This is a genomic window from Rhizobium sp. M10, assembly GCF_002531955.1.
In the GTDB taxonomy this organism is placed as follows: domain Bacteria; phylum Pseudomonadota; class Alphaproteobacteria; order Rhizobiales; family Rhizobiaceae; genus Rhizobium; species Rhizobium etli_C.
Genome location: NZ_NWTA01000035.1, coordinates 1 through 24,250 on the forward strand (window position 1 = coordinate 1; position 24,250 = coordinate 24,250).

Sequence of the window (24,250 nt, forward strand, 5' to 3'; positions counted from 1 at the left end):
TGCGCTTCGCCATCCGCGAAGGCGGCCGCACGGTCGGCGCCGGTATCGTCGCCTCGATCGTCGAGTAATTCCTTCGGCCGCTCCGGCGGAGTGGCCGATTCGATGACATTATTATGAAGCAGGCGGCGCAAGCCGCTTGCTTATTACACAGAAATATAGCAAATGGCGCGCGAGCGCGATTTGCGTGCTGCTTCGGATAACGAAGCGGCGACTAAACAACCAATTAAGGTGGGCTAGAAGGCCCTGAAGACTGGATAGGGTTCCGCTTCGGCGCCCTCTCGATCTTTGAAACCGGTGGTCCGCCTTAGGAAGAAAGAACAACCCGTGTCTTGTCCAAAGACATGTGGAAAACAAACACAAGGATAACGTCGAATGAACGGCCAAAATATCCGCATTCGCCTGAAGGCGTTCGATCACCGGATTCTCGATGCTTCTACGCGCGAGATCGTGTCGACGGCGAAGCGCACCGGTGCAAGCGTCCGGGGCCCCGTTCCGCTTCCGACCCGCATCGAGAAGTTTACGGTCAACCGGTCCCCGCACATCGACAAGAAGAGCCGCGAACAGTTCGAGATGCGCACGCATAAGCGCCTTCTCGACATCGTAGACCCGACCCCGCAGACGGTAGACGCGCTGATGAAGCTCGATCTCGCCGCCGGTGTCGATGTTGAGATCAAGCTCTGAGCTTGCTCGAGCTGAGTTGGAAGGATTGAACCGATGCGTTCAGGTGTGATTGCACAGAAGGTGGGAATGACCCGCGTCTACAACGACGCCGGCGAGCATGTCCCGGTAACGGTACTGCGTATGGACGGCTGCCAGGTCGTTGCCACGCGCACTGTCGAAAAGAATGGCTATACCGCAGTTCAGCTCGGTGCAGGCCAGGCGAAGGTGAAGAACACGTCGAAGGCGATGCGCGGCAACTTTGCTGTCGCAAACGTCGAGCCGAAGGCCAAGCTCGCAGAATTCCGCGTCTCGGAAGACAATCTGCTCGAGATCGGCACCGAGCTCAAGGCAGGTCACTTTGCCGCCGGTCAGCTCGTCGACGTGACGGGCACGACGATCGGTAAGGGTTTTGCCGGCGCCATGAAACGCCACGGTTTCGGCGGTCTGCGTGCCACGCACGGTGTGTCGGTTTCGCACCGTTCGCACGGTTCGACCGGCTCGCGCCAGGATCCGGGCAAGGTTTTCAAGAACAAGAAGATGGCTGGTCACATGGGCCAGACGCGCGTCACGACGCAGAACCTGGAAGTGGTTTCGACCGACGAAGATCGTGGTCTGATCCTGATCAAGGGTGCTGTTCCCGGTTCCAAGGGTGCCTGGATCATCGTGCGCGACGCCGTCAAGTCGGCCGCGAAGTAAGGGAGCCAGATCAATGGAATTGAACGTCAAGACCCTCGAGGGAAAAGACGCCGGGAAGGTTTCCCTTTCGGACGAAATTTTCGGCCTCGAGCCCCGCGAAGACATTCTCGCCCGCGTCATCCGCTGGCAGCTTGCCAAGAAGCAGCAGGGCACGCACAAGGCAAAGGGCCGCGCTGAAGTTTCGCGCACCGGCGCCAAGATGTACAAGCAGAAGGGTACGGGCCGCGCTCGTCACCATTCGGCTCGCGCTCCGCAGTTCCGCGGCGGCGGCAAGGCCCACGGCCCGGTTGTCCGCAGCCACGAGCACGACCTTCCGAAGAAGGTTCGCGCGCTTGGCCTTCGCCACGCCCTTTCGGCCAAGATCAAGGCCGATGACGTCATCGTCATCGACAACCTGGTCGCCGCCGAAGCCAAGACCAAGGCTCTCGCGTCCGTTTTCGAGACGCTCGGCCTGACCAACGCCCTTTTCATCGGCGGCGCAGAGCTTGACGGCAACTTCAAGCTCGCAGCTCAGAACATCCCGAACATCGATGTTCTGCCGATCCAGGGCATCAACGTTTACGACATCGTGCGCCGCGGCAAGCTCGTGCTTTCCAAGGCTGCGGTTGAAGCGCTAGAGGAGCGATTCAAGTGACCGATCTCCGCCACTACGATGTGATCGTCTCCCCGGCGATCACCGAAAAGTCCACGCTGGTCTCCGAGAACAACCAGGTTGTTTTCAATGTCGCCAAGCAGGCGACGAAGCCGGAAATCAAGGCTGCGGTCGAGGCGCTGTTCGGCGTCAAGGTCACGGCCGTCAACACTCTGCTGCGCAAGGGCAAGACCAAGCGGTTCCGCGGTTTTGTCGGCAAGCAGAAGGACGTGAAGAAGGCTGTCGTGACGCTGGCTGAAGGCCAGACGATCGACGTCTCCACCGGTCTCTGAGGAATAAGAAAATGGCATTGAAAACATTCAATCCGACGACCCCGAGCCAGCGTCAGCTGGTCATCGTGGACCGCTCCTCGCTCTACAAGGGCAAGCCGGTCAAGGCGCTGACGGAAGGTCTGAGCAAGAGCGGCGGTCGTAACAACCTCGGCCGCATCACTGCCCGCTTCATCGGCGGCGGTCACAAGCGTACCTACCGTCTGGTCGACTTCAAGCGTCGCAAGTTCGATGTCGAAGGCACGGTCGAGCGTATCGAATACGACCCGAACCGCACGGCTTTCATCGCGCTGGTGAGCTATGCCGACGGCGAACAGGCCTACATCATCGCTCCGCAGCGTCTTGCTGCCGGCGACAAGGTGATCGCTTCGGAAAAGGCTGTCGACGTCAAGCCCGGCAACACCATGCCGCTGCAGTACATCCCGGTCGGCTCCATCATCCACAACGTGGAAATGAAGCCGGGCAAGGGCGGTCAGATCGCCCGTTCCGCCGGTTCCTACGCGCAGCTCGTCGGTCGTGACCAGGGCATGGCGATCCTTCGCCTGAACTCCGGTGAACAGCGTCTGGTCAGCGGCATCTGCCTCGCTTCGATCGGCGCCGTCTCGAACCCGGACCACGCCAACATCAACGACGGCAAGGCCGGTCGTACCGTTTGGCGCGGCAAGCGTCCGCATAACCGCGGTGTCGTCATGAACCCGGTCGACCATCCGCACGGCGGTGGTGAAGGCCGCACCTCCGGTGGTCGCCATCCGGTGACACCATGGGGCAAGCCGACCAAGGGCAAGCGCACCCGGTCGAACAAGTCGACCGACAAGATGATCATGCGCTCGCGTCATCAGCGTAAGAAGTAAGAGAGGAAGTCTCCAATGGCTCGTTCAGTATGGAAAGGTCCGTTCGTTGACGGCTATCTTCTCAAGAAGGCTGAGAAGGTTCGTGAAGGCGGACGTGCAGAAGTGATCAAGATCTGGAGCCGTCGCTCCACGATCCTGCCGCAGTTCGTCGGTCTTACCTTCGGCGTCTACAACGGCAGCAAGCATATCCCGGTCAGCGTCAATGAAGACATGGTCGGCCACAAATTCGGTGAATTCTCTCCGACCCGCACCTACTACGGTCACGGCGCGGACAAGAAGGCGAAGAGGAAGTAACAATGGGCAAGGCAAAAGCCGAACGCCGGCTGAAGGACAACGAGGCGCAAGCAGTCGCCCGCACGCTCCGCGTCAGCCCCCAGAAGCTCAACCTGGTTGCTGCGGCCATCCGCGGCAAGAAGGTCGAGCGTGCACTCGCTGAGCTGGAGTTCTCCCGCAAGCGCATCGCGGGCGCCGTCAAGAAGACGCTCGAATCCGCGATCGCCAACGCCGAGAACAACCACGATCTCGACGTCGACGCACTCGTCGTCGCCGAGGCCTATGTCGGCAAGTCGATCGTCATGAAGCGCTTCCACGCTCGTGGCCGCGGTCGCGCGTCGCGCATCGAAAAGCCCTTCGCGCACCTGACGATCGTCGTTCGTGAAGTGCAGGCAGCAGAGGAGGCCGCATAATGGGTCAGAAAATCAATCCGATCGGTTTCCGTCTCGGCATCAATCGTACCTGGGATAGCCGCTGGTTCGCGGACAATGCCGAGTACGGCCAGCTGCTGCACGAAGACCTGAAAATGCGCAAGTTCGTCATGAGCGAACTGAAGCAGGCCGGGATCTCCAAGGTGGTCATCGAGCGTCCGCACAAGAAGTGCCGCGTCACGATCCACTCGGCCCGTCCGGGCCTGATCATCGGCCGCAAGGGCGCCGACATCGACAAGCTCCGCAAGAAGCTGTCGGATATGACCAACTCGGAAACGCACCTCAACATCGTCGAAGTGCGCAAGCCCGAAGTTGACGCGACGCTGGTCGCTCAGTCGATCGCCCAGCAGCTCGAGCGCCGCGTGGCTTTCCGCCGCGCCATGAAGCGCGCCGTTCAGTCCGCGATGCGTCTTGGCGCCGAAGGCATCAAGATCACCTGCGCCGGCCGTCTCGGCGGCGCGGAAATCGCTCGTACGGAATGGTACCGCGAAGGCCGCGTTCCGCTGCACACCCTGCGTGCTGACATCGACTACGGTACGGCTGAAGCCGAAACTGCATTCGGTATCTGCGGCATCAAGGTCTGGATCTTCAAGGGCGAAATCCTTGAGCACGATCCGATGGCTTCCGAACGTCGCGCGCTGGAAGGCGACGCACAGGGTCCGGCAAGCCGCGAACGCGACCGTGGCGATCGTCGCCGCGAACGCGACAACGCGTAATTAGCGCTGGCGAAAGATAAGCTCGGAGAAGTAAGAAAATGTTGCAGCCAAAGCGTACTAAGTACCGCAAGCAGTTCAAGGGCCGCATCAAGGGCGTAGCCAAGGGCGGTTCCGACCTTGCCTTCGGCGAATTCGGCCTGAAGGCTCAGGAGCCGAACCGCGTTAACGCACGTGAAATCGAAGCGGCCCGCCGCGCGATCACGCGTTACATGAAGCGCGCCGGCCGTGTTTGGATCCGCGTGTTCCCGGATGTTCCGGTAACCGCAAAGCCGACCGAAGTCCGCATGGGTAAAGGTAAGGGCTCCGTTGAGTACTGGGCATGCAAGGTCAAGCCCGGTCGTATGATGTTCGAGATCGACGGCGTCAGCGAAGAGATCGCCCGTGAGGCGCTTCGTCTCGGCTCTGCCAAGCTCTCGGTCAAGACGCGCTTCGTACAGCGCATTGCAGAGTAAGGATTGAGCTCATGAAAGCCTCAGATGTTCGCGCGTTGACCGCCGACCAACTCAAGGACGAGCTTGCCAAGCTGAAGAAGGAGCAGTTCAACCTGCGCTTCCAGAAGGCGACCGGCCAGCTCGAAAAGTCCTCGCGCATCAACGAAGTCCGCAAGGACATCGCCCGCGTCAAAACCATTGCCCGCCAGAAGGCGGCAGAAGTTAAGGCCTAAAGGAAGAAACATATGCCGAAGCGCATCCTGCAGGGCGTCGTCGTTGGCGACAAGAACGAGAAGACGGTAGTGGTTCGCGTCGAGCGTCGTTTCGCTCACCCGCTGCTCCAGAAGACCGTTCGTCGTTCCAAGAAGTACAAGGCCCACGACGAAAACAACCAGTACAAGATCGGCGATACCGTATCCATCGAGGAATGCGCGCCGATCTCCAAGGACAAGCGCTGGACGGTGATCGCCGCCCAGGGCAAGTAAACAGAATTTTGTGCGAGGCCTTGCGTCTCGCCGAAATATCTGTATGAAGCAGCGTCAGAACGCTCGAATGCCGGGCGTTCTTTTGCTTTGAGCGCACGGAAGGTCCCGTTCGGGAAACCACCCTGGCACGATCGACCCCGCGCTATTCAGCTATTGCCGCGTTCCTACTTGCCTTACGGCAGGTTGGCCGGCGAACATTTTCATAAGCCGGAGTAGGGGGCCTAGGCCCAACCATTCCGGTAAACCAAGAAGGCGACCTGATATGATTCAGATGCAAACAAACCTCGACGTCGCGGATAATTCCGGCGCACGTCGTGTCATGTGCATCAAGGTGCTGGGCGGCTCGAAGCGCAAGTATGCCTCGATCGGCGACGTCATCGTCGTTTCGATCAAGGAAGCGATCCCGCGCGGCCGCGTGAAGAAGGGTGACGTGATGAAGGCGGTTGTCGTTCGCACCGCCAAGGACATCCGTCGTCCGGATGGCTCGGTCATCCGCTTCGACACCAACGCAGCAGTCCTCATCGACAACAAGAAAGAGCCGATCGGCACCCGTATCTTCGGACCGGTTCCGCGCGAACTTCGCGCCAAGAACCACATGAAGATCATCTCGCTGGCTCCCGAAGTACTGTAAGGAGCGGAAGCGATGCAGAAGATTCGTAAAGGCGACAAGGTCGTCATGCTCGCTGGCAAGGACAAGGGCCGCACCGGCGAAGTCGTTCAGGTCATGCCGAAGGAAGATCGTGCGGTCGTTCGTGGCGTCAACGTCGTCAAGCGCCACCAGCGCCAGACGCAGACCCAGGAAGCCGGCATCATCAACAAGGAAGCCCCGGTTCACCTGTCCAACATTGCAATCGTCGACAAGGACGGCAAGCCGACCCGCGTCGGTTTCAAGGTCGTTGACGGCAAAAAGGTCCGCGTGGCCAAGCGTTCTGGAGAAGTGATCGATGGCTGAGGCAAAGTACGAGCCGCGGCTCAAGAAGGAATATGTCGAGCGCATCCGCAAGGCGATGCAGGAGCAGTTCTCCTACGCCAACGAGATGATGATCCCGAAGCTCGACAAGATCGTGATCAACATGGGTGTCGGCGAAGCGACCGCTGACTCGAAGAAGCCGACGGTAGCTGCCGCCGACCTCGCAGCGATCGCCGGCCAGAAGCCGGTCATCACCCGTGCACGCAACTCTATCGCAGGCTTCAAGGTCCGCGAACAGATGCCGATCGGCGCCAAGGTCACCCTGCGCGGCGCCCGCATGTACGAGTTCCTGGACCGTCTCGTGAACATCGCGCTCCCGCGCGTTCGCGACTTCCGCGGCCTGAACCCGAAGAGCTTTGACGGCCGTGGCAACTTCGCCATGGGCATCAAGGAGCACATTGTGTTCCCTGAGATCAACTACGACAAGGTTGATCAGATGTGGGGCATGGACATCATCGTTTGCACGACGGCGACGACCGACGACGAAGCACGGGCTCTTCTGAAAGAGTTCAGCTTCCCGTTCCGTCAATAACCGTAACGACGAGCGTAGAAAAGGAACCTGACATGGCGAAGACAAGCGCAGTTGAAAAGAACAAGCGCCGCCGTACTACGGTCGCCAACCAGGCCGCTAAGCGGGCTGCGTTGAAGGCGATCATCATGAACCAGGCTCTTCCGATCGAAGAGCGGTTCAAGGCCTCGATCAAGCTGGCATCCCTGCCGCGTGATGGATCGAAGACCCGTATTCGCAACCGTTGCGAAGTTTCGGGGCGTCCGCGCGCATATTACCGCAAACTGCGCATGTCGCGTATTGCGCTGCGTGAACTGGGCAATCTCGGCAAGGTGCCGGGCATCGTCAAGTCGAGCTGGTAAGGAGCAGGTTAGATGACAATGACTGATCCGTTGGGCGATATGCTCACCCGTATCCGTAACGGCGCTTCCCGCCGCAAGTCGTCGGTCTCGACGCCTGCGTCCAAGCTCCGTGCGCGTGTTCTCGATGTCCTGCAGTCCGAAGGCTACATCCGTGGCTATTCCGTTGTCGATTTCGGCAATGGCAAGTCGGAACTCAGCATCGAGCTGAAATATTATGAAGGCGCATCGGTGATCCGCGAGATCGGCCGTGTGTCCAAGCCGGGCCGCCGGGTTTATGTCTCGGTCAAGTCCATTCCGCAGGTCGCGAACGGCCTCGGCATCACCATCCTTTCGACTCCGAAGGGCGTGATGGCCGATCACCAGGCTCGCGAACAGAACGTTGGCGGCGAGGTTCTTTGCTCGGTCTTCTAAGATCGGGCAAAGATCTCCATAGCGAACAGACAGGATTGAAACATGTCTCGTATCGGTAAAAAGCCCGTTCAGGTGCCTGCTGGGATCACGGCTACGGTCGATGGCCAGAAGGTCACTGCAAAGGGCCCGAAGGGCGAGCTGTTTTTCGTTGCTAACGACGAAATCAGCCTCAAGCTCGAAAACAACGCGGTCGTTGTGACGCCCGTGAACCAGACCAAAGATGCACGTTCGAAGTGGGGCATGTCCCGCACGATGATCGAAGGCATTTTCAAGGGCGTCAAGGACGGCTTCGAGCGCAAGCTTGAAATCAACGGCGTCGGCTACCGCGCCGCCCTGCAGGGCAAGAACCTGCAGCTGGCCCTCGGCTTCAGCCACGACGTGATCTATGAGCCGCCGGTCGGCATCACGATCGCTGTGCCGAAGCCGACTGAAATTGTTGTCTCCGGCATCAATAAGCAGCAGGTCGGTCAGGTCGCCGCCGAAATCCGCGAATATCGCGGTCCCGAGCCTTACAAGGGCAAGGGCGTCAAGTACGCTGACGAGCGGATCGTCCGCAAAGAAGGCAAGAAGAAGTAAGGATCACGCGAAATGGCTAGCAGGAAAGAAGCACTTGCACGTCGTGCCAACCGCGTGCGCCGTCATATCAAGTCGGTGGCCAATGGCCGTCCGCGCCTGTCGGTTCATCGCTCCTCGAAGAACATCTATGCCCAGATCATCGATGATGTGGCCGGCAAGACGCTTGCCGCCGCATCGACCCTCGACAAGGATCTGCGCGGTTCTCTGAAGACCGGTGCTGACACCGCAGCAGCTGCCCTCGTCGGTAAGCTCGTTGCAGAGCGCGCTTCGAAGGCGGGCGTCACCGAGGTCGTGTTCGACCGTGGCGCCTTCATCTATCACGGCCGCATCAAGGCGCTTGCCGATGCAGCCCGCGAAGGCGGTCTCACCTTCTGATCAGTTTCCGGCCGGACGCTTTTGCGCCGGCCGGATTTTCGCCGGATCGCAAGGCACTCCTCAAGAAAGGGGAGGCTGATGCGGTCCACATTTGTTTGCCGATTGCACCCGGAAAAGAAAAAGGAAGAGGACAATGGCACAGGAAAGAAGGCCGCAGCGGGAAGACCGCCAGAGCCGTGAAGAGCGCGATAGCGAATTCGTCGACAAGCTTGTCGCGATCAACCGCGTCGCCAAGGTCGTCAAGGGCGGCCGTCGTTTTGGTTTCGCAGCACTCGTCGTCGTCGGCGACCAGAAGGGCCGCGTCGGCTTCGGCCATGGCAAGGCACGCGAAGTGCCGGAAGCCATCCGCAAGGCAACCGAAGCCGCCAAGCGCGAACTGATCTTCGTACCGCTGCGTGACGGCCGTACGCTGCATCACGACGTTCATGGCCGCCACGGCGCCGGCAAGGTTCTGCTGCGCTCGGCCAAGGTCGGTACCGGCATCATCGCCGGCGGTCCGATGCGCGCCGTTTTCGAAACGCTCGGCATGCACGACGTCGTCGCCAAGTCGACCGGTTCGTCGAACCCCTACAACATGGTTCGCGCCACCTTCGACGCTCTGAAGCACCAGGTTCACCCGAAGGACATCGCAGCTCAGCGCGGCATCAAGTATGCAACGCTGCAGGCTCGTCGTAGCGCCTCCGGCAACGCCTCTGAAGAATAAGAGGAGCTGACCAATGGCCAAGGCTACCAAGAAGGCTGAAGCGAAGACTGTCACGATCGAACAGGTCGGCAGCCCGATACGCCGTCCGGACGTCCAGCAGCGCACGCTGATCGGTCTCGGACTGAACAAGATGCACCGTCGCCGCACGCTGGAGGATACTCCTTCGGTTCGTGGCATGATCCGTGCTGTCCAGCATCTCGTTCGCGTCGTCGACGAGAAGTGAGACGGAGGAAACGCTCATGAAACTTAATGAAATCAAGGACAACGAAGGCTCGACCCACAGCCGCAAGCGCCTCGGCCGCGGTATCGGCTCGGGCTCGGGCAAGACCGGTGGTCGCGGTGTGAAGGGTCAGAAGTCCCGTTCCGGCGTCGCCATCAACGGCTTCGAAGGCGGCCAGATGCCGATCTATCGTCGCCTGCCGAAGCGCGGCTTCAACAACATCTTCGCTTCCGACTTCGTCGTCGTGTCGCTCGGCCGCATCCAGGCCGCGATCGACGCCGGCAAGCTCGATGCGAAGGCCACCGTTGACGCAGCCTCCCTCAAGGCAGCCGGCGTCATCCGCCGCGCCAAGGACGGCGTCCGCGTTCTCGCCGACGGCGAGCTCAAGGCCAAGATCACCATCGTCGTCGCAGGCGCTTCCAAGCCTGCCGTCGAGAAGATCGAAAAGGCCGGCGGCAGCGTGACGCTGCTTTCGGCTCCTGTTGCAGCCGAATAATAATCTGATGATATGTCGCCCGGGGTGCTTCACACCGGGCGATTTTGCTCCCATATGTGGGCCTCACAAAATGTTGGCTGGCGCGCCCGCGTCATGCCGGTAAGACTGGAAACAAGGGTGAGGCATGGGGTTGCGCTGCAATCCGTTCCAAGCCCGGTTTTGAATAATTTTCATACTGATTCCGGGGCCGGCCTATCCCCCAGAGACGGTCGGAATTGGTAGCGCGGAGAATCGCATGGCTTCTGCAGCGGAACAATTGGCATCCAACCTCAATTTTTCGACCTTTGCCAAAGCCGAGGATTTGAAGAAGCGCCTGTGGTTCACACTGGCAGCTCTCCTCGTCTACAGGCTCGGCACCCATATTCCGCTTCCGGGTCTCAATCCCGAAGCCTATGCCCAGGCTTTCCGCGGCCAGGCAGGCGGCATTCTCGGCCTTTTCAACATGTTCTCCGGCGGCGCCGTCGAGCGCATGGCGATCTTCGCGCTCGGCATCATGCCTTACATCTCCGCCTCGATCATCGTGCAGCTGATGACCTCGGTCGTGCCGGCGCTCGAAAACCTGAAGAAGGAAGGCGAGCAGGGGCGCAAGATCATCAACCAGTACACCCGCTACGGCACCGTCATTCTGGGTGCGTTGCAGGCTTACGGCATCGCCGCCGGTCTCGAGAGTGGCCAGGGCCTCGTCGTCGAGCCGGGCTTGTTCTTCCGTGTTTCCACCGTCCTGACGCTGCTCGGCGGCACGATGTTCCTGATGTGGCTCGGCGAGCAGATCACCTCGCGCGGCATCGGCAACGGCATTTCGCTGATCATCTTCGCCGGCATCGCCGCCGGTCTTCCCTCGGCTCTGGCGGGCACGCTCGAACTTGGCCGCACCGGCGCGCTGTCGACGCCGCTGATCCTGCTCGTCATTCTCGTCGCGATCGGCGTCATCGGCGTCATCGTCTTCGTCGAACGTGCGCAGCGCCGGCTGCTGATCCAGTATCCGAAGCGCCAGGTCGGCAACCGCATGTTCCAGGGCGACACCTCGCATCTGCCGCTGAAGCTCAACACCTCGGGCGTCATCCCGGCGATTTTCGCGTCGTCGCTGCTGCTGCTGCCGGCAACGATTGCGGGCTTTGCCAGCACCACCGCGATGCCGGCCTGGGCAACGTCGATCGTTGCGGCGCTCGGCCATGGTCAGCCGCTCTACATGGTGCTCTACGCGGCGCTGATCGCCTTCTTCGCCTTCTTCTACACGGCCATCGTCTTCAATCCGAAGGATACGGCCGACAATCTGAAGAAGCACGGCGGCTTCATTCCCGGCATCCGTCCGGGTGAGCGCACCGCCGAATATATCGACTACGTGCTGACCCGCATCACGGTGATCGGCGCGATCTATCTCGTCTTCGTCTGCATCCTTCCGGAGATCTTGGTGTCGCAAACCGGCATTCCATTATCCCTTGGTGGGACTTCGCTTTTGATCGTGGTTAGCGTAACTCTTGATACGGTTGCACAGATCCAGGGTCACCTGATCGCGCAGCAATACGAAGGCCTGATCAAGAAATCGAAGCTGCGTGGAGGAAAGAGGGGGCGATGAGACTTATCCTTTTGGGGCCGCCGGGCGCGGGTAAGGGAACCCAAGCCCAGCGGATCGTGGAAAAGCACGGCATTCCGCAGCTTTCCACGGGCGATATGCTGCGTGCGGCGGTCAATGCCGGTACGGAAGTCGGCAAGCGGGCGAAGGCCGTCATGGACGCCGGCAAGCTTGTCTCGGATGAGATCGTCATCGCCATCGTTTCCGAGCGAATCGATCAGCCCGATTGCGCCGACGGTTTCATTCTCGATGGCTTTCCGAGGACGTTGGTCCAGGCGGACGCCACCGAGGCGATGCTCAAAGCCAAGGGACTCGACCTTTCGGTGGTTATCGAGTTTCGCGTCGACGACCAGGAGCTCGTCCGCCGCGTGGATGGCCGTTACACCTGCGCTCAGTGCGGCACTGTCTATCATGACACGGACAAGGTTCCGGTCGAGGAAGGCGTGTGCGACAAGTGCGGTTCGACTCACTTCAAGCGTCGTCCTGACGACAACGCCGAGACGATGATCAAGCGTCTCGAGGTCTACTACAAGGAAACCTCGCCGCTGATCGGCTACTACTATGCCAAGGGCAAACTCAAGTCCGTCGACGGCATGGCGGAGATCGACCAGGTGACAGCCGAGGTCGAAACCATTCTTTCCAAGCTTTAAGGCTTTGAAAATAAACTTGGCGGAGCGGTTGCTTTTCAGCACTGATTCCGCTAAACACCGCGCCAACTCGCGACATTCCATGCGATCGGCGCGGATTTCCCAGGGAAGTCCGGGTGCGGTCGTTTTGACATGTTGCGGACGTAAATCTGAACGAGCGGTTCCAAAGACCGCATAACGAAGCCCACTTGCCGGATGGCAACTGGAATGCAAGGAGAACAGGCGTGGCACGTATCGCTGGCGTCAACATCCCGACTGCAAAGCGCGTTGTCATCGCGCTGACCTACATTCACGGGATCGGTCCGAAATTCGCACAGGAAATCGTCGAGAAGGTCGGTATCCCGGCTGAACGCCGTGTGCATCAGCTGACGGACGCCGAAGTCCTTCAGATCCGCGAAGCCATCGACCGTGACTATCAGGTCGAGGGTGATCTTCGTCGCGATACCGCGATGAACATCAAGCGCCTGATGGACCTCGGCTGCTACCGCGGCCTGCGTCATCGCCGCGGCCTTCCGGTCCGCGGTCAGCGCACGCACACCAATGCCCGCACCCGCAAGGGCCCGGCAAAGGCAATCGCTGGTAAGAAGAAGTAATTTCCGGGAAACCGGGATGAGGGGGCTGGCGGTCTGCGCCGGCCTCTTTTGAGTTTGGAGCGGGACCATATAGGCGCCGTTCCGGTGTAGCCGCTGGTATTACGGCGGTGAAGAGATCAACGAAAGGAATAGCATGGCTAAGGAAGCCGTCCGCGTTCGCCGTCGCGAGCGCAAGAATATCTCGTCGGGTGTCGCTCACGTCAACTCGACCTTCAACAACACGATGATCACCATCACCGATGCGCAGGGCAATGCGATCGCCTGGTCGTCGGCTGGCGCCAAGGGCTTCAAGGGCTCGCGCAAGTCGACCCCGTTCGCCGCCCAGATCGCTGCCGAAGACTGCGCCAAGAAGGCCCAGGAGCACGGCATGAAGTCGCTGGAAGTCGAAGTCTGCGGCCCGGGTTCGGGTCGTGAATCGGCTCTGCGCGCGCTCCAGGCTGCGGGTTTCATGATCACGTCCATCCGCGACGTGACCCCGATCCCGCACAATGGCTGCCGTCCGCGCAAGAAGCGCCGCGTCTGATCATCGCTATCGTCACCGGTGAGCGCCTTCGCGCTCCCGGTGGTTTTCAAGCTCGGTTGCCACGATTGGATGGTGGCAACGAACGGAAGGCAAACTCATGATTCAGAAGAACTGGCAGGAACTGATCAAGCCGAACAAGGTGGAGTTCTCTTCGAGCTCGCGCACCAGGGCGACGCTCGTTGCCGAACCGCTGGAGCGCGGCTTCGGCCTCACCCTCGGCAACGCGCTGCGTCGCGTTCTGCTCTCCTCGCTGCGCGGTGCCGCCGTCACGGCGGTGCAGATCGACGGCGTACTGCATGAATTCTCCTCGATTCCGGGCGTCCGCGAAGACGTCACGGACATCGTGCTCAACATCAAGGAAATCGCCATCAAGATGGATGGCGACGACGCAAAGCGCATGGTCGTGCGCAAGCAGGGCCCGGGCGTTGTTACGGCTGGCGACATCCAGACGGTCGGCGATATCGAAATCCTCAACCCCGAGCATGTGATCTGCACGCTCGACGAGGGCGCCGAAATCCGCATGGAATTCACCGTCAACAACGGCAAGGGCTACGTTCCGGCCGAACGCAATCGTGCGGAAGATGCTCCGATCGGTCTCATCCCGGTCGACAGCCTTTATTCGCCGGTCAAGAAGGTGTCCTACAAGGTTGAAAATACCCGCGAAGGACAGGTTCTCGACTACGACAAGCTGAACATGACCATCGAAACCGATGGCTCGATCACCGGCGAAGACGCCGTCGCTTTCGCGGCGCGCATTCTCCAGGATCAGCTTGGCGTCTTCGTCAACTTCGACGAGCCGCAGAAGGAAACCGAAGAGGAAGCAGTCACCGAACTCGCTTTCAACCCGGCTCTCCTGAAGAAGGTGGACGAACTCGAACTGTCGGTCCGTTCGGCAAACTGCCTGAAGAACGACAACATCGTCTACATCGGCGACCTCATTCAGAAGACCGAAGCAGAAATGCTCCGCACACCGAATTTTGGTCGCAAGTCGCTGAACGAAATCAAGGAAGTTCTCGCTTCCATGGGCCTGCACCTCGGCATGGAAGTGCCGGCATGGCCGCCCGAGAACATCGAAGATCTCGCCAAGCGTTACGAAGACCAGTATTGAGAAAACAAAAGGCAGGCTCTTTCGACTGCCTTTCCCCGTCAAACAGCAGGCCGATCGCCTGCATGTGCCAGGAAACGGCAGGCCCACTTAGTGTAAGGGCACCTGCATTAAAGGAGAATAGCAATGCGCCATGGTAAAGCCGGCCGCAAGCTGAATAGAACTGCAAGCCACCGCAAGGCGATGTTCGCCAACATGGCGGCTTCGCTGATTACCCACGAGCAGATCGTCACGACCCTGCCGAAGGCCAAGGAAATCCGTCCGATCGTCGAGAAGCTCGTCACGCTCGGCAAGCGCGGCGACCTGCACGCTCGCCGTCAGGCGATTTCGCAGATCCGCGACGCCGCCGTCGTTTCGAAGCTGTTCGACACGATCGCAACGCGTTACGCCACCCGCAACGGCGGTTACCTGCGCATCATGAAGGCCGGCTTCCGCCAGGGCGACAATGCCGCTATGGCCGTTGTCGAATTCGTTGATCGCGACACCTATGCCAAGGGCGCAGCCGACAAGGCCCGCGTCGCTGCCGAAGAGCAGGCCGTCGCTGCCTAAGATTTTCCGATTTCGGAAAGCTGGAAAGCCGGGCCTTGCGCCCGGCTTTTTCGTTTGTGCCGGCGTTTTTGATGAGTGAGCAGCGCCATGATCGACCACATAACCGTCGCGGTGGGTGATTTGTCGAAGAGCAAGCTCTTCTACGAAAAAGCGTTCTTACCCCTGGGTTACAAGCTTACCTTCGGTAAGGAGAACGTCTTCTGGGCCTTCGAGATCGGCGATGGCTGCCTGTTCGAGATCCAGCAGGCCGATAGCCCGCCGCCTCTGACCCGGATTCACGTCGCTTTCAGGGCGCGCAACAAGGCCGAGGTCGATGCCTTCCATCACGCCGCACTCGAAGCCGGCGCCGGGGATAACGGCGCTCCCGGCCCACGCCCGGAATACGCGCCCGATTATTACGCCTGCTTCGTACTGGATCCCGACGGTTACAATATCGAGGCGATGATCAATCAGCCGACAGTCGCAGCGTGAAAGGTGTCTTTCGACATATGCTCGGGCGCATGCAAGCCCGACGCTTCGCAGCCCTGCTGCTCATCATTGTTTTTGGTTTGACGCTCAGACGCTTCGGCGATGCAGCCGGTCTACCCTTCTTCCTCGTCAAATATGGTGGATCGCTGCTTTGGGGATCCATGGTTTATGTCCTGCTGGCGCTTGCCGTTACAGCTCTCACAGCAAGAATGCCGCCCGCAGGAATTGCAGCGTTGGCGCTGGCGGTTGCCATCTGCGTTGAATTCTTCCGGCTCTACCACACACCCGGGCTCGATGCATTTCGACTGACGACTGCCGGAGCCTTACTGCTTGGGCGGGTCTTCTCGCCTTGGAATATTTTGGCTTACGCGATCGGGATAGCTGCGGCCTATGCTTTTGATCCCGCACATAGGCCATCTTCGCCTGAGCGGCGTTAAACTGATTGTCGCGAAGCTGATGAGCCCACGGGCCGGCCGCGCGGCCCGCCTTGTGCCTTCTTCCGGCTGCGGGCGATCGGCCGCCAGGAACGGTAGAGGATGAGCGCGATGATCAGCCCAACGTAAATATATTGTTCGAGATCGAGGATCTTGGTCGAGAGGGCAAAATGCAGCGCTCCGCTGGCGGCGATGATGTAGACGAGGCGGTGCAGCCAGTTCCAGTTCGCGCCGAGGCGGCGGATCGAGAAGTTATTGGATGTCACCGCCAGCGGAACGAGCATCGCCAGCGCCGCCATGCCGAACATGATGAAAGGGCGCTTCAGCACGTCGTTGATGACGGCTTGGATATCCATCGCCTGGTCGAGCACCATGTAGACGGTGAAGTGCATCAGCGCGTAGTAGAAGGTCAGCAGGCCGAGCGCGCGGCGGTAGCGCAGATAGTTCCAGCCGAACAGCTCTCGGGCCGGCGAGACGGCAAGGGTCGCGATCAGGAAGCGGATCGTCCAGATGCCGAGGAAGAGCTCGAAGGTCTTGACCGGGTCGGCGCCGAGCTGATCGGTCGCGCCGAGATAGAAGGTCCAGGCGGCCGGCAGCAGGCCCGCGACATAAAGCAGCCAGACGGAGGCGGGTTGCCAACGTTTCGGGATGGCGAGCGACAATTCTGCCATCAGAAATTCGCCTTCAGGTCCATGCCGGCATAAAGGTTCGCCACCTCGTCGGCATAGCCGTTGAAGGGCAGGGTGGGGCGGCGGCTCGCGCCGAAGAAGCCGCTTTCGCCGATGCGCCGCTCGCTCGCCTGGCTCCAGCGTGGATGGTCGACGGCAGGATTGACGTTGGCGTAGAAGCCGTATTCCTGCGGATTGGTCACCTGCCAGGTATTCTTCGGCTGCTGGTCGGTGAGGGTGATCCTGACGATCGACTTGATGCCCTTGAAGCCGTATTTCCATGGCACGACCAAGCGGATCGGCGCGCCGTTCTGGTTCGGCAGCGTTTCGCCATAGAGCCCGACGGCAAGCAGCGTCAGCGGGTGACGCGCTTCGTCGAGCCGCAGACCCTCGACATAAGGCCAGTCGAGCGACTGGAAGAAACCCTTCTGCCCCGGCATTTCCTCCGGCCGCACGACGGTTTCGAAGGCGACGTATTTGGCGCTGCCGAGCGGTTCCACCTTGTCGAGGAGCGATGCCAGCGGAAAGCCGTCCCAAGGAATGACCATCGACCAGGCCTCGACGCAGCGCATCCGATAGGTGCGCTCCTCGATCGGGAATTCCTTCATCAGCGCCTCGAGGTCGAAGGTGCCTGGTTTGTTGACCATGCCGTCGACCTTGACCGTCCAGGGCAGCGGCTTGAAAGCGCCGGAATTCGCGGCGGGATCGCCCTTGTCGAGGCCGAACTCATAAAAATTGTTGTAGGTGGTGACGTCCTTGAGCGGCGTCGGCTTCTCGTCGACCTTATACTTGCTCTCGACGGCCGAAAGGGCGGCCGCACTCGCCTTGCCGGCGCCATAAAGCGCCATGGCGCCGAGCGTTGCAGCACCGAGGAATTCCCGGCGGCGCATATAGATCTGGCGCGGCGTGATCTCCGACGAGGCGATCTTCGGGGGGCGATAGCTTGGCATGTCGAAACCTCCAGGGCGGATTTCTTCAATATAGTTCTTAAACGAACCGCCCGCATGTTCGGATTAGCTATGCCTCGAATCTCGACGACGGGAAGCCAATTTTTTGTGTTCGGCTGTGATGGAATAGGCTGTAACCAAACCTCGCGCCGAACCGTATATCTTCGATGGCGCTCAAGGTGCTCCCTCCGCAGCGTACCGGATTTGACCTTGCCGGTAGTGACAGGCCCTGTCGATTGGATTAGGACAATTGCAAAAGGCAGCGTTCGCCCGGCCCGCAGGCTTCATGCCGCTTCGCTTCGCCTGATCATTTCCGACACGTCGAGGAAAACACCAATGCCAGCTTACCGTTCCAGAACCACGACCCACGGCCGCAACATGGCAGGCGCGCGCGGCCTTTGGCGCGCCACGGGCATGAAGGATTCGGATTTCGGCAAGCCGATCATCGCGGTGGTGAATTCCTTCACCCAGTTCGTGCCCGGCCACGTGCACCTCAAGGATCTCGGCCAGCTCGTCGCCCGCGAAATCGAGGCGGCCGGCGGCGTCGCCAAGGAATTCAATACCATCGCCGTCGACGACGGCATCGCCATGGGCCATGACGGCATGCTCTATTCGCTGCCGTCGCGCGAGCTGATCGCCGACAGCGTCGAATATATGGTCAATGCCCATTGCGCCGACGCCATGGTCTGCATCTCCAACTGCGACAAGATCACCCCCGGCATGCTGATGGCCTCGCTGCGCCTCAACATCCCCACGGTCTTCGTCTCCGGCGGTCCGATGGAAGCGGGCAAGGTCGTGCTGCACGGCAAGAAGCATGCGCTCGACCTGGTCGATGCCATGGTCGCCGCGGCCGATGACAAGATCAGCGACGAGGACGTCCAGACCATCGAGCGCTCGGCCTGTCCGACCTGCGGTTCCTGCTCCGGCATGTTCACCGCCAATTCGATGAACTGCCTGACGGAAGCGCTCGGCCTGTCGCTGCCCGGCAACGGTTCGACGCTTGCCACCCATGCCGACCGCAAGCGGCTCTTCGTCGAGGCCGGCCACCTGGTCGTCGATCTCGCCCGCCGTTATTACGAGCAGGACGACGTCACGGCGCTGCCGCGCACCATCGCCTCCAAGCAGGCCTTCGAGAATGCCATGGCGCTCGATATCGCCATGGGCGGTTCGACCAACACCGTCCTGCATATCCTGGCCGCCGCCCATGAAGGCGAGATCGATTTCACCATGGCTGATATCGACGCGCTGTCGCGCCGTGTGCCCTGCCTGTCGAAGGTCGCGCCCGCCAAGAGCGACGTGCATATGGAAGACGTCCACCGCGCCGGCGGCATCATGTCGATCCTCGGAGAACTCGACAAGGGCGGGCTGCTGAACCGCGATTGCCCGACCGTGCATGCCGAGACGCTGGGCGACGCCATCGACCGCTGGGACATCACCCGCACCAACAGCGACACCGTCCGCAATTTCTATCGCGCCGCTCCCGGCGGCATCCCCACCCAGGTCGCCTTCAGCCAGGAAGCCCGCTGGGACGACCTCGACACGGATCGCCAGAACGGTGTCATCCGCTCGGTCGAACATCCCTTCTCCAAAGATGGCGGCCTTGCCGTGCTCAAGGGCAACCTCGCGGTCGACGGCTGCATCGTCAAGACCGCCGGTGTCGATGAATCGATCCTGAAATTCTCCGGTCCGGCACGGGTCTTCGAAAGCCAGGATGCATCGGTCAAGGCGATCCTCGCCAACGAGATCAAGGCCGGCGATGTCGTCGTCATCCGCTATGAGGGCCCGAAGGGTGGCCCCGGCATGCAGGAAATGCTCTATCCGACGAGCTATCTGAAGTCGAAGGGTCTCGGCAAGGCCTGTGCGCTGATCACCGATGGCCGCTTCTCCGGCGGCACCTCCGGCCTCTCGATCGGCCATGTCTCGCCGGAAGCGGCCAATGGCGGCACGATAGGCCTGGTGCGCGAAGGCGACATGATCGATATCGACATCCCGAACCGCACCATCAGCCTGCGCGTCAGCGAAACCGAGCTTTCCGCCCGCCGCGCCGAGCAGGATGGCAAGGGCTGGCATCCCACAGAAGTCCGCAAGCGCAACGTCACCACGGCGCTGAAGGCCTATGCCTCTTTCGCGACGAGCGCCGATCGCGGTGCTGTGCGCGATCTGAACGCCCGCTAATTGCTCGAATCGATCAACTGCTCTGTCGACCGGTCGCTTTCAAAGCGGCCGGTTGATGTTTTTATAGGTCTCGCCGAGCTGCTTCAGCCGCTCCTCATAGGCGGCCTTGAGGCAGGCGGCATCGGCCCCGCATTCCTGCCGCTTCTTCAGCCAGGCCGTCTGCTCGTCCTGCAATGTCCCGCGGGAGCCCATGGCCAGCAGGCCGGAGAGCAGCTCGAAGGTCGTCGCCATCTTCACGTCGGCATCGTTGAGGGCGCGGTTGTCGCAGATCGTCTTTTCGTCCGGCTTCAATTCTTTCGCATCGCAGTCGAAGCTTGCCGCCTGCGCCATGTCCGACGCGAAGATGGCAGCTGCAAAACCAAGGGCTACCGTCATTGCTCTGGTTGTCATCATTCAAAGTCTCCTTGCCGCCGATCAGACCAGCTTGCGCACTGCCAGAGCCAGGAAGATGATGCAGGCAAGCCAGACGACAAGCATGAAGATCAGGCCGCTCCGGCCGGAAGGGCGTTCGATGCGTCTTGCGGCTTCTTCGCGAAGCTCGCGCATTAAGTCGGGCGGAACGAGCCGCGTCGCCAGCAGGATGCCGAGCGGCACGATGACGAGATCGTCGAGATAGCCGAGCAGGGGAACGAAATCCGGGATGAGATCGACCGGCGACAGGGCATAGGCCGCGACGGCGCCCGCCACTGCTTTTGCATACCAGGGCACCCTGGCATCGCGCGCAGCAAGCCATAGGGCGACGATGTCACGCTTCAGTGACTTCGCCCAGATTTTGGCTTTTGATATCAGTTGCATGGCCGGTCTTCCTGAATCGAATTCGCAAAGACTTCCAGTGAAGTCTCGCGGGAACATGTCTGCCTTATTCTTCCATGCTTCCGCCCTCTTTCCTTTCTAGCGTCGGGCCGCAGAACAGGATGATTTTAGGCCGGTTCGACCTGAAATCTGAATGCTGTTCGCATTAAATAGTTAGAGCATGATGTCGTCCGAAAACCGCTCACACTTTTCGGCATCATGCTCTAAAACGATCCACAAGAGGATTCAAAAGGGATACCCATGCAAGGCCTGTTCAAGCGCGCCTCCGTCTCGCTACTCGCTCTTATGCTCGCTCTGCCGGCTGCGGCCAATGCGCAGACCGCAAAGACCGTGCCCGAGAGCCAGATGCAGATGCAGCTCTCTTTCGCGCCGCTCGTCAAACAGACGTCGGGCGCCGTCGTCAATGTCTATGCGGAAAAGACCGTCCGGCGGCAGTCGCCTTTTGCCGGCGATCCCTTCTTCGAGCAGTTCTTCGGCCAGCAGATGCCGAACCGCTCGGAGAAGCAGTCCTCGCTCGGTTCCGGCGTCATCGTCGAGGCAAACGGCACAGTTGTGACCAACAATCACGTCGTCGAAGGCGCCGACGACATCAAGGTTGCGCTGCCTGATGGGCGCGAATTCCCCTGCAAAGTGGTGCTGCGGGACGATCGTGTCGATCTTGCCGTGCTGAAGATCGACACCAAGGAAAGTTTCCCGACATTGCCGATCGGCAATTCCGATGCGGTCGAGGTCGGCGATCTCGTGCTGGCGATCGGCAATCCCTTCGGCGTCGGCCAGACGGTGACGAGCGGTATCGTCTCCGCACTTGCCCGCAACCAGGTGGTCAGGAACGAGTTCGGCTTCTTCATTCAGACCGATGCCTCGATCAATCCCGGCAATTCCGGCGGCGCCTTGATGAATATGAAAGGCGAGCTGATCGGCATCAACACCGCGATCTTCTCGCGCGGCGGCGGCTCGAACGGCATCGGCTTCGCCATTCCTGCCAATCTGGTCAAGGTCTTCCTCGCCTCGGCCGATGCCGGCGTCAAATCCTTCGAGCGGCCCTATGTCGGCGCCAGCTTCGATGCCGTGACTTCCGAAGTCGCTGAGGCGCTGGGGCTGAACAAGGTTCGCGGCGCGCTCGTCGTCAAGGTTTCGGAAGGCGGCCCGGCCGCCAAGGCCGGGCTGAAGGCCGGCGAAATCGTCACCGCGGTCGACGGTATTTCTGTCGAACATCCAGATGCGCTGCTTTACCGGTTGACGACGGCCGGTCTCGGCAAGTCGGTCAACCTCACTGTCGTCGAGAACGGCCGCGAGGCGCAACTGCCGCTGACGCTCGATCGCGCCCCGGAAACCTCGCCGCGAGATCAGCGCACGATCGGCGGGCGCACCCCCTTTAGCGGCGCCGTCGTTGAGAACCTGTCGCCGCGTGTCGCCGACGAACTGCGCATGCCGCCGGAATCGGCAGGCGTCGTGGTATCCGAGGTGAAGGAGGATTCGCCCGCCGCCCGTCTCGGTTTCGAGCCGAAGGATATCATCATCTCGATCAACGGGACCGATGTGAAGACCACCAGCGAGCTTTCCGAGATCGCCGAGAGCGACCCCGGCCTGTGGCGGGTGGAGATCGAGCGCGACGGTCAGCGCATCCGGCAATTCTTCCGATGAGCAACGATCTCTTCGCGCCGCGCGTTCCGGAAGAGGTGGCCGCCAAGCGACCGCTTGCCGACCGGTTGCGGCCGAAGACGCTTGCCGACGTCACCGGTCAGGAACATCTGACCGGTGAGGATGGCGTGTTGAAGCGGATGATCGAGAGTGGTTCGCTCGGCTCGATGATCTTCTGGGGTCCGCCCGGCACCGGCAAGACGACGGTGGCGCGGCTGCTGTCCGGCGAGGCGGGGCTGGCCTTCGAGCAGATCTCGGCGATCTTTTCCGGCGTCGCCGATCTGAAGAAGGTGTTCGAGACTGCCCGCCTGCGCCGCATGGACGGCCGTCAGACGCTGCTCTTCGTCGACGAGATCCATCGTTTCAACCGCGCCCAGCAAGACAGCTTCCTGCCCGTCATGGAGGATGGCACCGTCATCCTCGTCGGCGCCACCACCGAAAACCCGTCCTTCGAGCTCAACGCCGCTCTTTTGTCGCGCGCCCGCGTCCTGACCTTCAAATCGCATGACGAGGAAAGCCTGGAAGAATTGCTGAAGCGCGCCGAGGCGATCGAGCAGAAGCCGCTGCCGCTGAGGGAGGAAGCGCGCGCCAGCCTGATCCGCATGGCCGACGGCGACGGCCGCGCGGTGCTGACCCTCGCCGAAGAGGTCTGGCGCGCGGCGCGCGAAGGCGAGACCTTCGACACCGAAGGCCTGACGCGCATCGTCCAGCGCCGCGCTCCGGTCTATGACAAGGCGCAGGACGGCCACTACAATCTGATCTCGGCGCTGCATAAATCCGTGCGCGGCTCGGACCCCGACGCCGCCCTTTATTATCTCGCCCGCATGTTCGATGCCGGCGAGGATCCGCTCTATCTCGGCCGGCGGCTGGTGCGCATGGCGGTGGAGGATATCGGTCTTGCCGATCCGCAGGCGCTGGTGATCTGCAATGCCGCCAAGGATGCCTATGAGTATCTCGGCTCGCCGGAAGGGGAGCTGGCGCTGGCCCAGGCCTGCGTCTATCTCGCCACCGCGCCGAAATCCAATGCCGTCTACACGGCTTTCAAGGCCGCAAGCCAGGCCGCCAAGCAGAACGGCTCGCTGCTGCCGCCCAAGCACATCCTCAATGCCCCGACCAAGCTAATGAAGGGCGAGGGTTACGGCGAAGGCTATCGCTACGACCATGACGAGCCGGACGCCTTTTCCGGCCAGGATTATTTTCCGGAGAAAATGGGCCGCCAGACCTTCTACGATCCGCCGGAACGCGGTTTCGAACGCGACATCCGCAAGCGGCTGGAATGGTGGGCGAAGCTTCGCAAGGAGCGCAATCCGCGCTGAGCCGTCTGAACGTCAGGAGGGCCGCGGCGTCTTCTGATTGGCTGGCGCGGCGATCACCTTGACGGTGGATTCCGCCAGCCCGTGATGACCTTCCATGTCGACGACGACATGCCAGTGACCGCTTTCCGGAACGGCGAGCTTGACCGGCGATTTGCGCGCCACGCCGCCGATATATTTGAAATCGAGAACCTCGGTAAAACGCTGGAAGTTCGGCGCCGTCATCAGCCGCACATTGTTCACCGCATTCAACGACACCTCGACGATCGTTCCGGCGCGTTGTTCTTTAAGATCGTAATGGGTGAAGCGGAAATTCGGTTTCGGCATCGGTCTCGTGCTGTCTGAAGTCTCTGCGCCGAGATTTTACCAGCAAGCCGGTTAAAGAAAAGTTGGAAATCGGCCGTTCGGCCAGTCTGCGTTTTGCCGGCGCGGAACCGCGCGTGGAAAGGCTCAGAGCGCGGCGTAGACGATGTAAACTTCGACGCAGGCGAGCAGAACGCTGAAGACGATCAACACCCAGGCGGTGCGCTTTTCACGCATCTGCCGGCCGCCGCGCCTGATCCTGCGTGGGCGGAGAGGGTGGAAGGCGGAGATATTTCGCATGGCAATTGACCTTTGTAGTGATGGCGAGAGTCTACTGCCGGCCGCGATAGGAAATCCATTCGGGGCGAGGGGCGAAAATATAGAAATGGCATAAAGGCGGTTGGCAGAAATTT

General features: G+C 60.8%; 37 protein-coding genes and 1 pseudogene. 33 read left to right on the forward strand and 5 right to left on the reverse strand.

Annotation, left to right across the window (positions count from 1 at the left end; genetic code table 11):
- From CO671_RS33525 to CO671_RS30875, 30 genes and pseudogenes are all read left to right on the forward strand, one after another.
- A pseudogene (locus CO671_RS33525) lies at nt 1-68 on the forward strand (elongation factor Tu); the annotation flags it as partial.
- Nucleotides 69-372: 304 nt separating this feature from the next.
- Nucleotides 373-681 carry a 30S ribosomal protein S10 gene (rpsJ, locus tag CO671_RS30735; protein WP_003547547.1) on the forward strand — a complete coding sequence of 103 codons (309 nt, stop codon included), beginning with the start codon at nt 373-375 and terminating at the stop codon, nt 679-681.
- Between the two features lie 33 nt (nt 682-714).
- Nucleotides 715-1,356, forward strand: a complete 642-nt coding sequence (gene rplC, locus CO671_RS30740; RefSeq protein ID WP_004674916.1) for a 50S ribosomal protein L3 — start codon at nt 715-717, stop codon at nt 1,354-1,356.
- A 13-nt stretch (nt 1,357-1,369) separates the two neighbouring features.
- Complete coding sequence (gene rplD, locus CO671_RS30745; protein WP_010028977.1) at nt 1,370-1,990, forward strand: 50S ribosomal protein L4; 621 nt, start codon at nt 1,370-1,372, stop codon at nt 1,988-1,990.
- Entirely contained in the window at nt 1,987-2,280 is a 294-nt protein-coding gene (locus CO671_RS30750) for a 50S ribosomal protein L23 (protein ID WP_003547550.1), read from the forward strand. Before rplD ends, CO671_RS30750 begins: the two co-directional genes overlap by 4 nt.
- A gap of 11 nt (nt 2,281-2,291) precedes the next feature.
- Nucleotides 2,292-3,128 (forward strand): 50S ribosomal protein L2, encoded by an 837-nt coding sequence (rplB, locus tag CO671_RS30755; protein ID WP_097584701.1) that lies wholly within the window; start codon nt 2,292-2,294, stop codon nt 3,126-3,128.
- 15 nt (nt 3,129-3,143) lie between these two features.
- The gene (gene rpsS / locus CO671_RS30760) at nt 3,144-3,422 is read left to right on the forward strand and encodes a 30S ribosomal protein S19 (protein ID WP_003573797.1); all 279 of its coding nucleotides are present in this window, start codon (nt 3,144-3,146) and stop codon (nt 3,420-3,422) included.
- A gap of 2 nt (nt 3,423-3,424) precedes the next feature.
- The gene (gene rplV, locus CO671_RS30765) at nt 3,425-3,814 is read left to right on the forward strand and encodes a 50S ribosomal protein L22 (RefSeq protein WP_004674922.1); all 390 of its coding nucleotides are present in this window, start codon (nt 3,425-3,427) and stop codon (nt 3,812-3,814) included.
- Entirely contained in the window at nt 3,814-4,548 is a 735-nt protein-coding gene (rpsC, locus tag CO671_RS30770; protein WP_003573793.1) for a 30S ribosomal protein S3, read from the forward strand. The genes rplV and rpsC overlap by 1 nt, the downstream gene beginning before the upstream one ends.
- 38 nt (nt 4,549-4,586) lie before the next feature.
- A complete protein-coding gene (gene rplP / locus CO671_RS30775) occupies nt 4,587-5,000 on the forward strand; it encodes a 50S ribosomal protein L16 (protein WP_003573792.1) in 414 nt (137 codons plus the stop codon).
- 11 nt (nt 5,001-5,011) lie between these two features.
- On the forward strand, nt 5,012-5,212 hold the full coding sequence (rpmC, locus tag CO671_RS30780; RefSeq protein ID WP_004674925.1) for a 50S ribosomal protein L29: 201 nt from the start codon (nt 5,012-5,014) through the stop codon (nt 5,210-5,212).
- Nucleotides 5,213-5,224: 12 nt separating this feature from the next.
- Nucleotides 5,225-5,464: a 30S ribosomal protein S17 gene (gene rpsQ, locus CO671_RS30785; protein WP_004674926.1), complete on the forward strand. Its 240-nt coding sequence runs from the start codon at nt 5,225-5,227 to the stop codon at nt 5,462-5,464.
- A gap of 262 nt (nt 5,465-5,726) precedes the next feature.
- Nucleotides 5,727-6,095 (forward strand): 50S ribosomal protein L14, encoded by a 369-nt coding sequence (gene rplN, locus CO671_RS30790; protein WP_003573790.1) that lies wholly within the window; start codon nt 5,727-5,729, stop codon nt 6,093-6,095.
- 12 nt (nt 6,096-6,107) lie between these two features.
- A complete protein-coding gene (rplX, locus tag CO671_RS30795) occupies nt 6,108-6,416 on the forward strand; it encodes a 50S ribosomal protein L24 (protein ID WP_004674929.1) in 309 nt (102 codons plus the stop codon).
- Nucleotides 6,409-6,966, forward strand: coding sequence for a 50S ribosomal protein L5 (gene rplE, locus CO671_RS30800; protein ID WP_003573788.1), 558 nt, complete (start codon nt 6,409-6,411; stop codon nt 6,964-6,966). The genes rplX and rplE overlap by 8 nt, the downstream gene beginning before the upstream one ends.
- Before the next feature lie 32 nt (nt 6,967-6,998).
- The gene (rpsN, locus tag CO671_RS30805; protein ID WP_003573787.1) at nt 6,999-7,304 is read left to right on the forward strand and encodes a 30S ribosomal protein S14; all 306 of its coding nucleotides are present in this window, start codon (nt 6,999-7,001) and stop codon (nt 7,302-7,304) included.
- 12 nt (nt 7,305-7,316) lie between these two features.
- Nucleotides 7,317-7,715 carry a 30S ribosomal protein S8 gene (gene rpsH / locus CO671_RS30810; protein WP_003547562.1) on the forward strand — a complete coding sequence of 133 codons (399 nt, stop codon included), beginning with the start codon at nt 7,317-7,319 and terminating at the stop codon, nt 7,713-7,715.
- A 42-nt stretch (nt 7,716-7,757) separates the two neighbouring features.
- Entirely contained in the window at nt 7,758-8,291 is a 534-nt protein-coding gene (gene rplF, locus CO671_RS30815) for a 50S ribosomal protein L6 (protein ID WP_008521309.1), read from the forward strand.
- Nucleotides 8,292-8,303: 12 nt separating this feature from the next.
- Nucleotides 8,304-8,666 (forward strand): 50S ribosomal protein L18, encoded by a 363-nt coding sequence (gene rplR / locus CO671_RS30820; RefSeq protein ID WP_097584703.1) that lies wholly within the window; start codon nt 8,304-8,306, stop codon nt 8,664-8,666.
- Nucleotides 8,667-8,799: 133 nt separating this feature from the next.
- A complete protein-coding gene (gene rpsE, locus CO671_RS30825) occupies nt 8,800-9,369 on the forward strand; it encodes a 30S ribosomal protein S5 (protein ID WP_003573784.1) in 570 nt (189 codons plus the stop codon).
- A 13-nt stretch (nt 9,370-9,382) separates the two neighbouring features.
- On the forward strand, nt 9,383-9,592 hold the full coding sequence (rpmD, locus tag CO671_RS30830) for a 50S ribosomal protein L30 (protein ID WP_003573781.1): 210 nt from the start codon (nt 9,383-9,385) through the stop codon (nt 9,590-9,592).
- 16 nt (nt 9,593-9,608) lie between these two features.
- Nucleotides 9,609-10,085 carry a 50S ribosomal protein L15 gene (gene rplO, locus CO671_RS30835; RefSeq protein WP_010031333.1) on the forward strand — a complete coding sequence of 159 codons (477 nt, stop codon included), beginning with the start codon at nt 9,609-9,611 and terminating at the stop codon, nt 10,083-10,085.
- A 235-nt stretch (nt 10,086-10,320) separates the two neighbouring features.
- Nucleotides 10,321-11,661, forward strand: a complete 1,341-nt coding sequence (secY, locus tag CO671_RS30840; protein ID WP_010031332.1) for a preprotein translocase subunit SecY — start codon at nt 10,321-10,323, stop codon at nt 11,659-11,661.
- Nucleotides 11,658-12,308, forward strand: coding sequence for an adenylate kinase (locus tag CO671_RS30845; RefSeq protein WP_010031330.1), 651 nt, complete (start codon nt 11,658-11,660; stop codon nt 12,306-12,308). Before secY ends, CO671_RS30845 begins: the two co-directional genes overlap by 4 nt.
- 221 nt (nt 12,309-12,529) lie before the next feature.
- On the forward strand, nt 12,530-12,898 hold the full coding sequence (rpsM, locus tag CO671_RS30850) for a 30S ribosomal protein S13 (RefSeq protein ID WP_003573772.1): 369 nt from the start codon (nt 12,530-12,532) through the stop codon (nt 12,896-12,898).
- A 133-nt stretch (nt 12,899-13,031) separates the two neighbouring features.
- Nucleotides 13,032-13,421 (forward strand): 30S ribosomal protein S11, encoded by a 390-nt coding sequence (gene rpsK, locus CO671_RS30855; protein ID WP_003547577.1) that lies wholly within the window; start codon nt 13,032-13,034, stop codon nt 13,419-13,421.
- Nucleotides 13,422-13,518: 97 nt separating this feature from the next.
- Nucleotides 13,519-14,529: a DNA-directed RNA polymerase subunit alpha gene (locus CO671_RS30860; protein ID WP_003547579.1), complete on the forward strand. Its 1,011-nt coding sequence runs from the start codon at nt 13,519-13,521 to the stop codon at nt 14,527-14,529.
- Between the two features lie 123 nt (nt 14,530-14,652).
- A complete protein-coding gene (rplQ, locus tag CO671_RS30865; RefSeq protein WP_010029289.1) occupies nt 14,653-15,075 on the forward strand; it encodes a 50S ribosomal protein L17 in 423 nt (140 codons plus the stop codon).
- A gap of 87 nt (nt 15,076-15,162) precedes the next feature.
- A complete protein-coding gene (locus tag CO671_RS30870; protein WP_097608968.1) occupies nt 15,163-15,546 on the forward strand; it encodes a VOC family protein in 384 nt (127 codons plus the stop codon).
- A 17-nt stretch (nt 15,547-15,563) separates the two neighbouring features.
- Complete coding sequence (locus CO671_RS30875) at nt 15,564-15,980, forward strand: DUF2809 domain-containing protein (RefSeq protein ID WP_245425049.1); 417 nt, start codon at nt 15,564-15,566, stop codon at nt 15,978-15,980.
- Here CO671_RS30875 and msrQ read toward each other — a convergent pair.
- On the reverse strand, nt 15,977-16,648 hold the full coding sequence (gene msrQ / locus CO671_RS30880; RefSeq protein WP_097608969.1) for a protein-methionine-sulfoxide reductase heme-binding subunit MsrQ: 672 nt from the start codon (nt 16,646-16,648) through the stop codon (nt 15,977-15,979). The genes CO671_RS30875 and msrQ overlap by 4 nt on opposite strands.
- On the reverse strand, nt 16,648-17,595 hold the full coding sequence (gene msrP, locus CO671_RS30885) for a protein-methionine-sulfoxide reductase catalytic subunit MsrP (protein ID WP_097608970.1): 948 nt from the start codon (nt 17,593-17,595) through the stop codon (nt 16,648-16,650). Before msrP ends, msrQ begins: the two co-directional genes overlap by 1 nt.
- A gap of 333 nt (nt 17,596-17,928) precedes the next feature.
- Here msrP and ilvD point away from each other — a divergent pair, with 333 nt between their 5' ends.
- The gene (gene ilvD / locus CO671_RS30890; RefSeq protein ID WP_097608971.1) at nt 17,929-19,767 is read left to right on the forward strand and encodes a dihydroxy-acid dehydratase; all 1,839 of its coding nucleotides are present in this window, start codon (nt 17,929-17,931) and stop codon (nt 19,765-19,767) included.
- 39 nt (nt 19,768-19,806) lie between these two features.
- Here the strand turns inward: ilvD and CO671_RS30895 are convergent, their stop codons facing one another.
- Both CO671_RS30895 and CO671_RS30900 read right to left on the reverse strand, forming a co-directional pair.
- Entirely contained in the window at nt 19,807-20,160 is a 354-nt protein-coding gene (locus tag CO671_RS30895) for a lysozyme inhibitor LprI family protein (protein ID WP_097608972.1), read from the reverse strand.
- A gap of 21 nt (nt 20,161-20,181) precedes the next feature.
- A complete protein-coding gene (locus tag CO671_RS30900) occupies nt 20,182-20,562 on the reverse strand; it encodes a DUF1232 domain-containing protein (RefSeq protein ID WP_097608973.1) in 381 nt (126 codons plus the stop codon).
- Between the two features lie 258 nt (nt 20,563-20,820).
- Between CO671_RS30900 and CO671_RS30905 the strand changes: the two genes are divergently transcribed.
- Together CO671_RS30905 and CO671_RS30910 are read left to right on the forward strand one after the other, a co-directional pair.
- Nucleotides 20,821-22,224 carry a DegQ family serine endoprotease gene (locus tag CO671_RS30905; protein WP_097608974.1) on the forward strand — a complete coding sequence of 468 codons (1,404 nt, stop codon included), beginning with the start codon at nt 20,821-20,823 and terminating at the stop codon, nt 22,222-22,224.
- Nucleotides 22,221-23,537: a replication-associated recombination protein A gene (locus CO671_RS30910; protein WP_097608975.1), complete on the forward strand. Its 1,317-nt coding sequence runs from the start codon at nt 22,221-22,223 to the stop codon at nt 23,535-23,537. The genes CO671_RS30905 and CO671_RS30910 overlap by 4 nt, the downstream gene beginning before the upstream one ends.
- Before the next feature lie 12 nt (nt 23,538-23,549).
- Here CO671_RS30910 and CO671_RS30915 read toward each other — a convergent pair whose 3' ends face one another.
- Nucleotides 23,550-23,861: a DUF1883 domain-containing protein gene (locus tag CO671_RS30915; RefSeq protein WP_097608976.1), complete on the reverse strand. Its 312-nt coding sequence runs from the start codon at nt 23,859-23,861 to the stop codon at nt 23,550-23,552.
- Between the last annotated feature and the right edge of the window lie 389 nt (nt 23,862-24,250).